Below are 13754 nucleotides of genomic sequence, written 5' to 3' on the forward strand. Positions count from 1 at the left end.
CGCCCGCCCCCCCCCCCCCCACGCCCAGCTCCCAGCGGCCGTCCTTCAGCCGGAACACCGCGATCTTCTCCCCGTCGGGCGAGATCGGGCCGAGCGCGTATCCGGCGCCGGGCTCCGGAGGGAAGAGCGGCCGGAGCTGCCACGGCGAAGGCAACGGCGCCGCGTACAGGGTCGTTCGCAGCAGGTCGGTGCGGGTGTCGTAGTCGAACCGGGCCGCCGCCGCGTAGGCGCCCTGCACCTCCACGAACAGCCAGCGCGCCCCCAGCTCCACCCGACCGAACGCCTCCCGCCCCAGCACGTCTTCGACGGTCAGGGCGCGGGCGCGGGCGTCCGGCGCGCAGGCGAGCACGATCAGGGCCGCCGCGGCCCGGAGGCCGCGGCGCCACCAGCCAGGCGCGTCCATCACCAGCTCCGGGTGAGCTGGATCGAGGCGAAGCGGCCGACCACGTCGGCAGTGGCGGGGTCGAATCCGAACCCGGTGGGATTGTCGTAGAACGGCGGCTTGCGGTTGAAAGCGTTGCGCAGGCCGAAGAGGACGCTCGTGCCGGCCCACTGCGTGCCGGCCGCACCCGTCCATCGCGCCTGCAGGTCGAGCGTGGTCTGTCCGGAGATCTCGGCGCCCAGCGCGTCCTCGAACCCGCTCAGGCGGTTGACGGCCAGGCCGAGGCCAAGCTGGCCCCGGGTCCAGTCCAGCGTCGCGCGTCCGCGGAACTTCGCGGGGAACGCCGGCTGCCCGAGCAGTTCGACGAAGTCCGCGGCCGGCGTGATCGCCTGCTTGTAGTCGAGCAGCCGAGAGGCGTTGACGCCCAGCGCCACCCGGCCGCCCGACAGCTCGGTCGCGTACTGCGCCTGGAGGTCGACGCCGCGCACGGTCAGTCCGGCGGTGTTGACGAACCGCATGTCCACCACGGCGCCGTAGTCGGTGGGCGGGAACACGCCCTGGGCGGTGGTGGTGATGGGTTCGGCCAGCAGCGCGGTGATGTAGGCCAGGTCGGCGGCGTTGGTGGTGGGCGAGATCCGCCGCACGAACGGCGCCAGCCGCGGGTCGGTGAGCGCCACCGTGCGATTGGTGAAGGCCGGGCGATCGATGCGGTTGTCGAACTCCGTACTGAAGCCGTTGAGGGATAGTCTCAGTCCAGGAACGGCCGGCGGCGACCAATCCAGGCCCACCGTCCAGGTCTTGGCGGTCTCGGGGCCGAGGTCGGGGTTGCCGCCCTGCAGGGCGAGCGACAGCACCCGCGACGGGCCCTCGGTCAGCCGCACCGGGCCGTTGCTGCGCGAGTCCGCGAGCTCCTGCAGCGCCGGCGCCCGGTAGGACTCCCCGTAGGTGGCGCGGACCAGCACCCCCTCGGCGGGCGTCCATTGCAGGCTCACCCGCGGGTTCACCGTCCGCCCGAAGTCGCTGTAGTGCTCCGCGCGCACGGCGCCGGAGAGTTCGAGCCGCTCCACGCCGGGGCGGCGGTTTCCCGCCCCGATTAGGGGCACGCGGGCCTCGGCGTAGAGGGCGCTCACGGTCCGGTCCGTCGAGAGGCCCTCGATCGCCCGCGGGGCGATCGTAGAGGTGTAGCTCGCCCCCGCGCGGAGGAAGGTCTCGCGGCGCACCTGGGCGCCCACGGCCAGCTTGAGGTCGCCGGCCGGCAGGACGAGCACCGAGCCGTCCGCCTGGAGGTTCGCGGAATAGACGCGGCTGCGGAAGCGGGTGTGGCTGAAGCCCGAGCCGATCGCCGCCAGCACTCCCGGCGCGTTGGCGGGCGCTCCGGCAAAGGGGTTGAAGAACCCGTCGCGGGCCGCCCGGTAGGCGGTGGCGGGATTGTCGGGGGTGTTGCCGAGCGCTTCGGACAGGATCAGGGACTGCAGGACGCCCGAACTGCGCCCTTCGATGATCTCCTGGGCGAAGGCCGCATAGCCGGAGCCGCGCCAGTCGCCGAACAGGTTGGCCGCCACGCCGGCGGTTCCCGACAGGCTTTCGGTCGTGGCCCGGATCTCCGGGTTGGGGAGCTCGCCGAACGCGTACTGGATCTGGTGCGAGGCCGCGCCGTTCGGCGAGACGAAGAAGGGATTGTTCCGCCCGACCGAGAGGGTCGAGATGATCCCCGAATTGGTGATCTTGGCGCTGCGGAAGCTGTGGCGGAGGTCTCCCGACAGCTCCAGGTCCGGCGTGAGATCCTGTCGCCAGGCGAGGTAGGCGCTCGAGCGCCGCTGGCTGGGCAGGATGTCGACGCGCTGGTTCTGGTTGTACCGGTTGACCGTGCCCGCGGTGAAGTCACCGGGCCGCAGGCCGGTCCACGTCTGTCCGGCGGGGATGGCCCAATGCGGGACGCTGGCCCCCGTGACGGGGTCGGTGCGCAGGATGTTGCCGGGAAAGCTGAAGGTGTCGCGGCGGTCCGCGCCGCCGCCGGCCCGCAGGTCGGCCGTCGCGGCGAAGCTGCGGTCGTCGGCGGAGAGCGCCTCGCGCCGGTAGAGCTCGAAGGCGGCGAAGACGTTGCCGGAGCCCCAGTCGCGTCCGAGCACGCCGCCCACCAGGCCCTCGCGCGGGACACCGCCGGCGCCCACGCCTCCGCGGACGCGGACTTCGCCGCCATCGAGGTTGCGACGCAGGATGACGTTGACGACCCCGCCGACCGCGTCGGATCCGTAGAGCGCCGAGGCGCCGTCCAGCAGCACCTCCACCCGCTCGACGGCGATCGCCGGCAGGCCGGACAGGTCGGCGAAGTCGCCCTTGTTGCCTGAGCCCGCCATGCGGCGGCCGTTCACCAGCACGAGCGTCGCGTCGCTGCCCAGGCCGCGCAGGTTGACGCTGGAGCCGTAGCCCGAGTTCGTGCCCAGCGGGTCGGCTCGCGTGGTCACGGTCCCTTCGGTGGACTGCCCGGCGAAGTTCTGCGGCAGGACCTGCAGGGCGGCCGCCACGGTGGCGTGCCCGGAGCGCTCCAGCGCCTCGCGGTCGAGGACCAGGACCGGGGCGGCCGGGCTGCCGCCCCGGATGTGGGTGCCGGTGACCTGCACCTCCTCGAGCACGGGCACAGGCGCGGGCCGCGGCGTCGTCTCCGACGGCGGGACGGTCCGCCCCGGCGCGTCCGCGGCCGGGTCAGCGAAAGGGCGGGGCGTCGCCGCCCCCGCGGCGAGCCCTGAGGTCGGCGAGGGCGAGGCGGCGTCCCGCGCCTTGCGAGGCTTCAGGACCACCAGCCTGGGCCCCGTGCGCCGGGCGTCGATCTCCTGCGTGGCGAGGAGCCGGCGCAGCGCCTGCTCGGTGGTGAACCGCCCGGTCAGCGCCGGAGCCCGGCGGCCGGCGACGAGGTCGGGCGGGAAGATGAGCTGGTCGCCCGTCTGGGCGGAGAGGACCCCCAGCGCTTGCTCGAGCGGGCCCGAGGGGATGTCGACCGGCTTCTCGCCGGCGGCGAGCGCGGGGGCCCCCACGGCAAGGACGCCTGTCGCCAGGGACCCCAGAAGAACACGGCGCAGACTCGGACCCAACGCAACCCGTCGCATAAAGCTTCCCCCGCGGGCCGCGCGCGAGCCGGTCGCATCAACCAGGCCTTCTGACGTGGCGGTCCGTCAGGCGTGGGAGACGTGAACGGGGGCGGGAGACCCTACCGGGGATCGGAAAAAATCTCTCATGTGCGTGGTCCGGCGGCGTCGAGGGCCGGGGCGAGCCGCCACGAACCGTCGCCGGCCTGGCTGAGGCGCAGGTCGAAGAGGTCGGCGACGCCGCGGGCGAAGGCCTCGGAATCGCCCACGTCGAAGAAGCCGCTGACCGGCCGCGCGCCGAGGTCCGAGCCGTCGAGCGCCACCTTGTGCTCGCTGTAGCGGTTGACCTCGGCCACCGCGGCGGCCAGCGGCGTGTCGCGGAAGACCAGCCGGCCGGTGGTCCAGCTGGTCGCTCGCGTTGCGTCTGCGGAGGCCTGCTGGATGGCGCCGGCGCGGGTCACCACCGCCTGCTGGTTGGGCGCGAGCACCACGGCCGTGCTGCCGCGCTCGGGCCGGACCTGGACGGACCCCTGCAGCAGGGTGACCTGCACGCCGCTGTCCCCGCGACGCACATCGAACTTGGTGCCGAGCGCGCGGATGCGGGCGTGGCCCGCCTCGACCACGAACGGACGCGCCGCGTCGTGGGCCACGTTGAAGAACGCCTCGCCCTTGGTCAGGATGATGCGGCGCTCGCCGTCGCGAAACCGGACCCGCACCTTGCTGTCGACGTTCAGGTGGACGCGGGTGCCGTCCTCCAGCCGCACCACCTTCTGCTCGATGGCCTCGGTGGCGTAGGCGGGGGTGAGCTGCTGGACGCCGACGACCGTCGCGCCGGCGGCGGCCACGCCGGCCAGGGTGAGGGCGCCGGCGAGCCGCGGGCCTCTAAGCCAGGCGCGCCAGCTCGAGCGACGCGCGCCGCGGTCCAGCGCCGCCTGCGTCATCCGCATGATCTCGGGATCGGCGGCCTGGGCGCCGGAGGCGTCCCAGAAGGCCTCGGCCTCCTCGTAGGCGGCGTCGTTGGCGGGATCGTCGCGCCAGTCGCGGAATTCCCGCACGGTCCTGGTCGAGATGGGCTGGCTGCCCAGGCGGGCGAGCCATTCGGCCGCCTCTTCCTGTGCGCGCGTCCGTGGGGAACGTGGATCGCTCATGCGTCGCCCTAGGCCCGGTATCGCGCCATGCAGAGCTTGAGCGCCTGGGTCATCCGCTTTTCGACGGCCTTGACCGAGATCCCAAGATGGACGGCGATCTCAGCATAAGTCATCCCACCGAAGCGGCTCAAGACATATACGTCGCGCAGGTTGCGGGGGAGCTTCGCCACCACCTCGCGATGGAGGAGCGTCTCGTGCTGGTCCGGCGGGCTGACGCCTTCCGGGACCTGGTCGGTCCCGACGAGGCGCGGCCGCTTCTGCGCGCCGTCGCGACGGAGGTGGTCCTGCGCGACGTTGAGGGCGACCCGGGCCAGCAGCGCCTTGGGGCTGCGCCATTCCATCGGGTGCTGGGCGAGGCGGAGGAAGGTCTCCTGCGCCAGGTCCTCGGCGATCTCGCGGCCGAAGCGGCGGGCCAGGAAGGCTACGACCCAGCTGGCATAGGTGCGGTAGAGGCCGGCGACGTCGCCGACCGCCTCGCCACCGTCTAAGCTTTGAGGCCTTCTTGTTCCTTGAGGACCCAACATCCCACGCTCCACTCTGAGCGGAGCGTAAGCGGAATATGGAAAATCGTCATATGTAATATCGTCATCTACTTGGAAGGCCCTCCTGCGGACGGGCCTTCATGCCGAAGACGATCTTCACTGGCGCAAATCAGGTGATCGTCGAGGGTATCCGCCTAGCGCGCGAGACAGCTGGTCTCACGCAAGTTCAACTTGCAGAGCGAATTGGTCGAGACCAAAGCCACATCTCACTAATCGAAGGGTCGCAGAGGCGACTGGATCTCGTCGAGTTCGTCCGCATCTCCCGCGCGCTCGGCCGAGATCCAAAGGAGCTCTTCGCGGAGATCTTCAATTCCATAGAAAAATCCGGAGCCGAACTCCTCTGACGCAAGGATGGCGACCTCGGCATCCGAGGTCGCCAGTGCTCATCAGGCTCGAGGACGGCGGGTCCAGCGGAGCTCGTAGCGGTCGCCAGCCTGCGCCAGGAGGGCGTTGACCGGGGCGGGGAAGCTCGGGTCGTCGAGGCGGACGGAGAGGCACTCGGGCTTGTCCGGTTTCGTGACGGTCCAGGCAGCGCCGAGGTCGGCGCCTGCGGCGTAGACTCGGTGATCGGGGCCGCTGTCGCCGCTGCGCGCGACGGGGCGGATCTCCACGGCCTTCAGGCTGAGGGCGAGGGTGCGGATCGTGCCATGGAAGCTGCCGTCCGCGGACTTCGTGAAGGTGCCGATGGTGGTCATGGTGGGCTCCTCTGGTATGCGGGCCGCGCCAGCCGCGGCTCCGATGGCGCTCTCGGAGCCGGGACCTGAGGACGGCAGGCAGCCTTGGCCCGCAGCGTCAGCGGAGGACGGCGCAGCCGTTGCCGGGCGGCCGGTCCCGCCGAGCTTGAGCCGATGGAGCCGTGCGGCTGCGGTTCGCGCGGGAGGGACATTCCAGGTCCTTGAGATCGGTGGCTCTGCGAAGGGCGCGAGGTCGGCGGTGTCGCGCAAGTCGCGGTCGCGCCGCGGAGCTGGACGGGGGAGGGGGCTTGGCCGCCCCCGGAGCCGTCGCGGTGCGGTGGGTTGCTCGGGCGCCAGGCGTCTCCCGGCGGTCGGCTCGGCCTGCGCAGGCCTCTCATGGCCGACAGGGGTCAAGGTCCGTCCCCTGCCGCAACCCGGCCCGGCGGCTTTCTTCCCCTGAGCTGCGCTCATTCCTCGCGAGGCAAGAAAGCCCCCGGACCACGTCCTGCGCTGCGCTGCGGGCCCTGCGGGCTGCGCCAGGGTCCTGGGACCTCGACTCGCCTTCGCCATCGAGGCCGCGGCAGGCGCGGTCCGATCGGAACAGGAGACTTCCCATGGCGACCATCGGCACCTTCACCAAGACCGGCGACGGGTCCTACGCGGGCTCGATCAAGACCCTCAGCCTCAACGTCAAGCAGGCCCAGCTTCGGCCCGTCGACAAGGAGAGCGACAACGCCCCCGACTACCGCATCTTCTCCGGCGGGACCGAATTCGGGGCGGCCTGGAAGAAGACCTCGCGCGAGAACCGCGACTACCTCTCGGTCAAGCTCGACGACCCCAGCTTCCCGGCCCCGATCTACGCCAACCTGGTCGACGCCGAGGAGGGCTACAGCCTGGTCTGGTCCCGCAGCAAGACCATGAACTGACCGCCGCCGGCCGGCTGGCTCCCGCTCCGGGAGCCATCCGGTCCGACCGGGGTTCGGCGAGTCCGGGGCGGCAGTTCGGACTCGCCAAGGCCGTCGCGTTCTGCTTTTGTTCAATCCCCATGGAATTCGACAACGACAACAGCCCGCCGGCGCCGGAGACCAGCCGTGTCCTGCCGGTGCTCGGCCGCGTCGAGCCGGATGGACGCGTCGTGCTCCGCACATCGGCGACCCGGCGCCCGGACCCCCAGGACGGGTCGCCGAACGATCCTCGGGAGGCGTGAGGTGGGCCACGCCAAACGCCTCAGCGACCCCGGGCCGGACGAGCAGCTCACGTCGGCAGAGCCGTCCGCCAGGGGCTTCTGGGTCACGGCTGCGAGCCGCACACGCACGCTGGGCGACGTGGTCGCCAGCGGCTGTGCGCTGGCGGCCGGCTGCGCCCGCTGCGGCCACAGCCGGCTGTGGCTGGCCCCCGAGCTCTCCGGCGCGCCGCCTGGCCTGACGGTCGGCGCCATCGCCGACCGGCTGGTCTGCGGCGAGGCCGGGTGCGCCTCGCGCTCGGGGACGCTGGCTATCCTGCAGCCGCCGGACCCACGACCATCCGCGCGGCGCCGTCATCTCAGCGACCGCGACCTCGCCCGGATCAGAGCGATGGCGGAACAGGTGACGCCGGAACATCAGCCTTCGATCCTGGAGGACCTGGACGCCCCCATCCGCGTCGGCGCCTGCCTGCCGGGGCAGGAGACCTACTTCGGCGCCCGGGTCGTCGCGGCGTGGCGCGGGCGGCTGATCCTGGGCTGGCCGCTCAGTCGCAAGGCGCGGAACGGCCGACGCGCGGTCGACGATCTCCTCGCCTGACCCGATGAGCACCAAGACGCCGGACGTCCTCGTGGCGCCGCCCAGCCCCCTGACCGCGCTGACGCTCGCCGAGATGCACGTCCGGCGATGGGAGGTGAAGGCCACCTGCAGCCATTGCGGGATCAAGCTGCGCGCCAATCTCCCGACCATGATCCGAACCTTCGGACCGGACGCGATCTGGTGGGGACAGACGCCGCGCTGTCCCGGCTTGGAGTGCGACGGCGGTGTGCTGCATTACGCCGCCCGGGCCGTGCGCGGCGGCTCATGGGTCTCGATGAGCGCACCGCCGGGCGAGCTCGAACGGACCGCCTACCGCAATCGCCAGCGCGCCTATCCCGGCCCGCGATGAGGCCGCGATCTGGCCCGGGTGGGGCGCGCCGTAGGCGTGGCGGGTGGTCGTCGCGGGGGCGGACCTACGCCCTCGCGACGACCGAGGGGAGGGGCCAATCTGCGAGGCAGAGGTCGAAGGCAGGATAGGCTTGCCGGCAGCATTGTAGACAGGAGGCCTGGGTGTCGGTCGTGCTCAGCGTCCGTGTCGCGGACCACCTGGCCCGCGGGTTCGACGCCGCTGCCGCTCCCGCCGGCGGCCGCTCTGCCCTGCTACATCGCCTCGTTCGGGACGCCGCGGGGGCGCCTTCTGAAGATGGCGCCGCCCGGGCCCCACGCCGCGATGCTCTGCGCCTGATGGTGCGTTTGGCGCCGGTAGAAGCCGGCCATGTGGAGCGGCAAGCAATAGCCATGGCGATGCCGCGCGCTGCCTGGGTCGCCGCCCTGGTGCGACGCCATGCAACTGGCCGGCCGTCCTTCGCGCGGCCCGACGAACTTGCGCTGATTGGCGCCGTGCGCGAGCTCCGCCGCATCGGCGTGAACGTCAATCAGATCGCTCGCGCGCTGAACACGGCCGTGATGGAGGGCCGGGTGCTCGATACGGAGCTCACCGCCGTTGAGGATCTCCGCCAAGAACTCGGCGCTCACCTTTACGGACTGCAGGAAGCGTTCGCCGGCAACTTGGCCTATTGGGCGGTTGAGCGATGAGCGAGTTCCGGACCATCGCGGGCTTCGAGGATGTGTGGCGCCCGCCCGTGCGCCTCCGGCCTCGCCGTCCTGAGACCGTCCTCCGCGGTAGGGCGGATGACGGCGCGCGGGCGCGCCTTCGCAGGATCGCCGCGCGGACGCCCGAGGTGATGGTGAAGGTGACGGGCCGCGCCCGCGATCCGGCCCACCTGGCGGCCCACCTCTCCTACATCACGCGGAACGGGCAGCTTGCCGCCGAGGATCGCGACGGCATGCCGATCGAAGGCCGCGCGGAGGTGCTGGAGCTGGCGCGCGCCTGGTCGGCGGAGGCGTTGCTGGACAGCCGCCGGCGGACCGACTCTCCGCTCAGCGTCGCGATGATCCTGTCGATGCCGGCTGGCACGGACGCGATCCGGCTGCGCGACGCCGCGCGCGCCTTCGCGCGCGAAACCTTCGCGGATCGCTTCGAGTACGTTCTGGCGCTGCACACCGACACACCCCATCCGCATGTCCACCTGACCGTGAACGCCCTGGGTTCGGACGGCGTGCGCCTGGGTCCGAAGAAGGCCGACCTCGAGGCGTGGCGCCAGGTGTTTGCAAGATGCCTGCGGGAGCGCGGCATCGCAGCGGAGGCCACACCGCGCCGGGCGCGCGGCGTCACCCGCAAGGCGGAGCGCGGACCATTGCGGCGACTGCGAGAGCGCCACGAGAGCGGGAAGGGCGGGATGCCCCGGGTGGTGGCGGACAAGATCCGCGACGCGGCGCGGGCGGCGTTCGGCGGGCGTGTCGACGCCGCGGACTGGGACCGCCGCATTGCCGAGCGGCAGGCGAAGGTGCGTCGGCTGTACCTGGCGCAGGCGAAGCTCCTGCAGACGTCCGAACACGCGGACGACCGTGAACTCGGCCATGCCGTCGAAGCCTTCGTCCGCAGCATGGCGCCGCCGGACACCGAGCGCCTGGCTCTGGCGCGGGCTCTGCGGAGCGCTAACGCGCAAGCGCGGGCGGATAGGGAGCGCGCCGCTCGCGAAAAGTCGCGATGACGAAGTGGCTGGAGGTGACTCATCATAGACATTCGGAAGGTCAGCATTAGGGCGCGGTGCGAGTCCCTAGCGGAGTCGAACCCGAGGGCCCTGTCTGACTCATTGGCGTAGTTCGGAAGGTCTGCATCAGGACCGAGGTGCCGGACCGGTTGCTTCGTCGCGTCTACGACTTGCAAACGGCTGGAAGTCACCCGTCGTTCGGTCGCGAAGGTCAGATCGCCAGGCCGATCCAGGGAGAACTCGGCGAGCGCGACCGCTATACCACCATCCGCAGGAAGCCGCCATATTGGGTTCCTAGTGGTTCGCACCACAACATGTTGACAAGCAATCGACGTGTTGTACGAATCAACGTAGTTTGGAGTTTGGTAAAGAAGTCCCTAATGCGGCTATTCGCGTAGCCCAGAATCATGGTCTGGCTTGCGCCTGGGCCGGGGCTTAGATCCTGCCAAATCCAGATATTCGTGCGAGGGGCCGCTCCGCGTTCTTGGAGTCGACCGTCACCATCGGTGAGGAGGAACGTCGGCGGCTGCAACCGCAAGGTGGGGAGAGGACAGCTTCTTCAGAAACTTACCAGGGCTCCGGAAAGCGCCGCCCTCTCACCCGAATCCCAACCCTGACGAGTCGGTGAAGCAGCATTAGCTGGCGTGCGCCACGCGCACAATCCGCCATACTGGCGGGAAATGGCTCGTCTCAACCCAGAGTAGACGGAACGCCATGAGCGCCAAGCTGACCTGTTTCCCGATCGGAAACGCCGACTGCACGCTGATCGACCTCGCCGGCGGCGAGAAGATCATCTTCGACTACGCGAACACCAAGACGGACAAGCCCGACGATCTGCGGATCGATCTCGAGAAGGCCATCCGTGATGATCTCGCCAAGGCGCGCCGCAAGGACGTCGACGTCTTCTGCATCACGCACCTGGACAAGGACCACATCTGCCGGTCCAGCGAGCTCTTCTGGCTCGAACATGCCGCCTGCTACCAGAGCGACGATCGCATCCGCATCGGCGAACTCTGGGTCCCGGCGGCGGTGATCCTCGAGGACGGGCTCGTCGACGAGGGGCGCATCTGGCGCCAGGAGGCCCGGCATCGCCTGAAGCAGGGCAAGGGCATCCGGGTGTTCTCCCGGCCGGACGTCGTGCGTGATTGGCTGAAGCTGAACAACATCGTCCCCGACAGCCGCAGGCACCTCTTCGTGGACGCCGGCACGGTCGTTCCGCGCTTCAGCCGGACCGTCCATGGGGTGGAGTTCTTCGCCCATTCGCCGTTCGCCAGCCGGCTCAACGACGGTTCGCTGATGGACCGCAACACCGACGGCATCTTCGTGCAGGCGACGTTCGAGGTGAACGGCGTCCTGACCAAGCTGATGCTCGGCGCGGACGCCGACCACGAGGTGCTCACCGAGATCGTGAACATCACGGAGTATCACCGGCGGACCGAGCGGCTGGAGTGGGACATCTTCCACCTGCCGCACCACTGCTCCTACCTATCCCTCGGACCGGTGAAGGGCGAGAACGAGACGGTTCCGGTGCCCGAGGTGAAGCGCCTGTACGAGGAGTACGGCCAGCGGGGCGGGATCATCATCTCGCCGAGTTGCCCCATTCCCATCGCCGGCGACGACATCCAGCCGCCGCACCGCCAGGCGGCGAACTATTACCGGCGGGTCGTGGGGTTCAACGGCCTGAACGGCGAGTTCCAGGTCACCATGCAGCACCCGAAGATCGCTGCGCCAAAGCCGCTGGTGATCCAGATCGACTCCACTAAGGCGCGGATCGTGTCGGCTGTCGCGGCGGGCTCTTCCGGGCTGCTCGGCGCCGCGGCGCCGCGCGCCGGGCGCAAGTAGGTGGACGATGCCACCGAGCGGTTCGGGGCGCCGGCAGCCCCGGATGCGCTCGCTTCGGCCAGGGCCAAGTCCCTCGCGGCGTTACGCGCCGCGAGGGACGACATGGGCTGCGGTCTCGTCGAGTGCCGCCAGGCCGAGGGGTACAGTTGGGTCATCGCCGAGGTCCAGGTCGATGTCGGCCAGCGTCCTGTGGTGGACATCCGGAGCCGCGAGCATGTCGCCCTGGGATTCCCGACCGACGACCGGGCGTGGCCGTCCGTACGCGCCCTGCGGCCGGACTTCCCGCAGCCGCTACCACATGAGTTCCTGGTGCCGGAAGGCGAGCCGGCCGCCCTGTGTCTCAGCGAAGCGCCGTGGCAAGACGCCAAGCGCCGCTGGAGCGATGGCGGCTATGTTCGGCTTCTGCGCACCTGGCTGATCGACACTGCCCGGGGCGCCCTGCACCGCGACGACCAGGTGTTGGAGCCATTCCTCGCGGGATCGCCGGCCGTGCTGATCCTGCCCGCCGACTTCCAGGCCGATCCCCGGCGCACAGTCTATGGCCAACCGGTCGGAGGGCCTGTCGAAACTCTCACCTACCGGTTGGGCTATACCCCGCCGCAGGGGCTGGGCGCCAAGATCGTGGCCGCCGGCATCGTCCTGCCACCGCGTATCCAGTCGGGCATTCGTCACACCCCGCGGACCCTCGCGGAGCTACGGACGACCTTCGCGACCGAAGGCTTCGACTTCGACGCTGCACTCGACGAAGCCATCGGCACCTGGCTCGACAAGAAGGAGCACCTCGACGCGGTCGGCGTCCTTCTCGTGCAGGCCCCGATTTCGCGGACCCCCGACGGCCCGGTCGAGCGCCATGATCTCTGGGCATTCGGCCTCGGCGACGACGTCCGTCAGGCGGCGATTGCGCGAGACCTGTGGAGCACCGAGGGCGGCGGCGGGCGGGTTCTCCCCATGAGCCGCCGGGGTCCCAAAGGCGAGGAGACCGTCGAGCTCGCGGTCATGAACCCGATCTTCGAGCTGTCCGCGCAGAGCGCGGCGGCCGCGAATGGCTATGCCGCTACGTCGGGCAAGACGCTAGTTGCCGTGGGCGCCGGCGCGCTGGGCTCCCAGGTGCTCGCCAATCTGCTGCGCATGGGCGAGGCGCTGGATGCGGTCGCAGACAACGATCGGCTGCTGCCGCACAATCTCGCCCGCCACGCCGCATGGGACTACCACCTCGTGGGCGCCCCGAAGGCCAACGCCCTCCAGGTGATGGCCCAACGGCGCTTCCCAGGTGCCAATACACCCAAGCCCATCCTCGTGGACGCTTCCGATCCGGATGGGGAGGCGGCCGTCGCCTACGCCGAAGCCCTGGCCGCCGCCCACGTCGTCCTGGACTTCGCCGCCTCCGTGCCGGTCTCGCGCTACCTGGCGGTCGATGCCGAGGGCGCCGCCCGCCGCATCAGCGCCTTCCTCAGTCCCAACGGGCGCGACCTCGTCATCCTGGCCGAGGACGCGGCGCGCGAGGTGCGGCTCGACCACCTGGAGCTCAGCTACTACCGCGCGGTCGCCGAGGATCCTCGGCTGGCCGACCACTACGCTCTGCCGTTGACGACGCGCTACGCGCGCGGCTGCCGGGAGGTCTCGGCGCAGCTTCCGCAGGCGGTGGTGGCCGTCCACGCCGGGATCGCGGCCGGGGTCATTCGAAGCCTGATCGACGGTGACGCAGCGTTGGCGGCCGTGTGGCGCCTGGACGAGGCCACGTTCGAGGTCCGCCGCGTGGACCTCGACCTGCGGCCGATGCTGACCATGCCCAGCGCGGGATGGACCGTGCACATCGCTGAGGATCTGATCGAGCGCCTCTACACGCTGCGGGAAGCGCATCTCCCGGCGGAGACTGGCGGCGTGCTGCTTGGTGACTTCGACACCACCCGACGGCGGGTGTACCTGGCGATGACCCTGGGGTCGCCCCCAGACAGCACCGAGGAGGTCACGGGGTATGTCCGAGGCGCCTTCGGGGTCGCGGAAGCGGCGCAGGGCGTGCAGGCGCGCACCTTGGACATGCTGCGATATGTGGGCGAGTGGCATTCGCACCCGAAGGGGTCCTCCGCCCTGCCGAGCGGCGAGGACCTGAGCCTTTATAGCCATCTATCCGACGAGATGGCAGTGGAAGGGTACCCGCCGGTGATGATGATCGTCGCGGAAGGCCACTTCAGCGTGGTGGTGGACGGCGTGCCCGCCGAGAGCGCGCCCGAGCAGGCCTAAGACCGCG

General features: G+C 70.6%; 14 protein-coding genes. 9 read left to right on the forward strand and 5 right to left on the reverse strand.

The features are described from left to right. The 4 genes from ACODSY_RS07480 to ACODSY_RS07495 all read right to left on the reverse strand — a co-directional run. Positions 1-403: hypothetical protein (locus tag ACODSY_RS07480; RefSeq protein WP_488951090.1), on the reverse strand; the 403-nt coding region annotated here is incomplete at its 3' end. Then, entirely contained in the window at positions 403-3414 is a 3012-nt protein-coding gene (locus tag ACODSY_RS07485; protein WP_488951091.1) for a TonB-dependent receptor domain-containing protein, read from the reverse strand. The genes ACODSY_RS07480 and ACODSY_RS07485, both read right to left, overlap by 1 nt. A gap of 197 nt (positions 3415-3611) precedes the next feature. Next, the gene (locus tag ACODSY_RS07490) at positions 3612-4613 is read right to left on the reverse strand and encodes a FecR family protein (protein WP_488951092.1); all 1002 of its coding nucleotides are present in this window, start codon (positions 4611-4613) and stop codon (positions 3612-3614) included. 8 nt (positions 4614-4621) lie between these two features. Continuing rightward, complete coding sequence (locus ACODSY_RS07495) at positions 4622-5137, reverse strand: RNA polymerase sigma factor (RefSeq protein WP_488951093.1); 516 nt, start codon at positions 5135-5137, stop codon at positions 4622-4624. A gap of 98 nt (positions 5138-5235) precedes the next feature. Between ACODSY_RS07495 and ACODSY_RS07500 the strand changes: the two genes are divergently transcribed. Then, on the forward strand, positions 5236-5499 hold the full coding sequence (locus ACODSY_RS07500; RefSeq protein ID WP_488951094.1) for a helix-turn-helix domain-containing protein: 264 nt from the start codon (positions 5236-5238) through the stop codon (positions 5497-5499). 42 nt (positions 5500-5541) lie between these two features. Here ACODSY_RS07500 and ACODSY_RS07505 read toward each other — a convergent pair whose 3' ends face one another. Continuing rightward, entirely contained in the window at positions 5542-5850 is a 309-nt protein-coding gene (locus tag ACODSY_RS07505) for a DUF736 domain-containing protein (protein ID WP_488951095.1), read from the reverse strand. 593 nt (positions 5851-6443) lie between these two features. Here ACODSY_RS07505 and ACODSY_RS07510 point away from each other — a divergent pair. From ACODSY_RS07510 to cap2-3, 8 genes are all read left to right on the forward strand, one after another. After that, the gene (locus tag ACODSY_RS07510) at positions 6444-6755 is read left to right on the forward strand and encodes a DUF736 domain-containing protein (RefSeq protein ID WP_488951096.1); all 312 of its coding nucleotides are present in this window, start codon (positions 6444-6446) and stop codon (positions 6753-6755) included. A gap of 119 nt (positions 6756-6874) precedes the next feature. Continuing rightward, positions 6875-7036: a hypothetical protein gene (locus ACODSY_RS07515; RefSeq protein ID WP_488951097.1), complete on the forward strand. Its 162-nt coding sequence runs from the start codon at positions 6875-6877 to the stop codon at positions 7034-7036. 1 nt (position 7037) lies between these two features. Next, complete coding sequence (locus tag ACODSY_RS07520) at positions 7038-7610, forward strand: hypothetical protein (RefSeq protein ID WP_488951098.1); 573 nt, start codon at positions 7038-7040, stop codon at positions 7608-7610. Between the two features lie 4 nt (positions 7611-7614). Next, entirely contained in the window at positions 7615-7959 is a 345-nt protein-coding gene (locus tag ACODSY_RS07525) for a hypothetical protein (protein WP_488951099.1), read from the forward strand. Positions 7960-8120: 161 nt separating this feature from the next. Next, positions 8121-8645 carry a MobC family plasmid mobilization relaxosome protein gene (locus ACODSY_RS07530; protein ID WP_488951100.1) on the forward strand — a complete coding sequence of 175 codons (525 nt, stop codon included), beginning with the start codon at positions 8121-8123 and terminating at the stop codon, positions 8643-8645. Beyond that, positions 8642-9664 (forward strand): relaxase/mobilization nuclease domain-containing protein, encoded by a 1023-nt coding sequence (locus ACODSY_RS07535; RefSeq protein WP_488951101.1) that lies wholly within the window; start codon positions 8642-8644, stop codon positions 9662-9664. Before ACODSY_RS07530 ends, ACODSY_RS07535 begins: the two co-directional genes overlap by 4 nt. 714 nt (positions 9665-10378) lie before the next feature. Further along, positions 10379-11506 carry an anti-phage 6A-MBL system MBL-fold protein gene (mblB, locus tag ACODSY_RS07540; protein ID WP_488951102.1) on the forward strand — a complete coding sequence of 376 codons (1128 nt, stop codon included), beginning with the start codon at positions 10379-10381 and terminating at the stop codon, positions 11504-11506. After that, positions 11507-13747 carry an anti-phage 6A-MBL system cap2_3 protein gene (gene cap2-3, locus ACODSY_RS07545; RefSeq protein WP_488951103.1) on the forward strand — a complete coding sequence of 747 codons (2241 nt, stop codon included), beginning with the start codon at positions 11507-11509 and terminating at the stop codon, positions 13745-13747. Positions 13748-13754 lie beyond the last annotated feature (7 nt).

It is taken from the genome of Phenylobacterium sp. FG114, assembly GCF_057809855.1.

Excerpts from the sequence above, each read along its gene's own strand:
- ACODSY_RS07490 (WP_488951092.1), bottom strand. The coding sequence starts at position 4,613 with ATGAGCGATCCACGTTCCCCACGGACGCGCGCACAGGAAGAGGCGGCC.
- ACODSY_RS07495 (WP_488951093.1), bottom strand. The coding sequence starts at position 5,137 with ATGTTGGGTCCTCAAGGAACAAGAAGGCCTCAAAGCTTAGACGGTGGC.
- ACODSY_RS07500 (WP_488951094.1), top strand. The coding sequence starts at position 5,236 with ATGCCGAAGACGATCTTCACTGGCGCAAATCAGGTGATCGTCGAGGGT.
- ACODSY_RS07505 (WP_488951095.1), bottom strand. The coding sequence starts at position 5,850 with ATGACCACCATCGGCACCTTCACGAAGTCCGCGGACGGCAGCTTCCAT.
- ACODSY_RS07510 (WP_488951096.1), top strand. The coding sequence starts at position 6,444 with ATGGCGACCATCGGCACCTTCACCAAGACCGGCGACGGGTCCTACGCG.
- ACODSY_RS07515 (WP_488951097.1), top strand. The coding sequence starts at position 6,875 with ATGGAATTCGACAACGACAACAGCCCGCCGGCGCCGGAGACCAGCCGT.
- ACODSY_RS07525 (WP_488951099.1), top strand. The coding sequence starts at position 7,615 with ATGAGCACCAAGACGCCGGACGTCCTCGTGGCGCCGCCCAGCCCCCTG.
- ACODSY_RS07535 (WP_488951101.1), top strand. The coding sequence starts at position 8,642 with ATGAGCGAGTTCCGGACCATCGCGGGCTTCGAGGATGTGTGGCGCCCG.
- mblB (WP_488951102.1), top strand. The coding sequence starts at position 10,379 with ATGAGCGCCAAGCTGACCTGTTTCCCGATCGGAAACGCCGACTGCACG.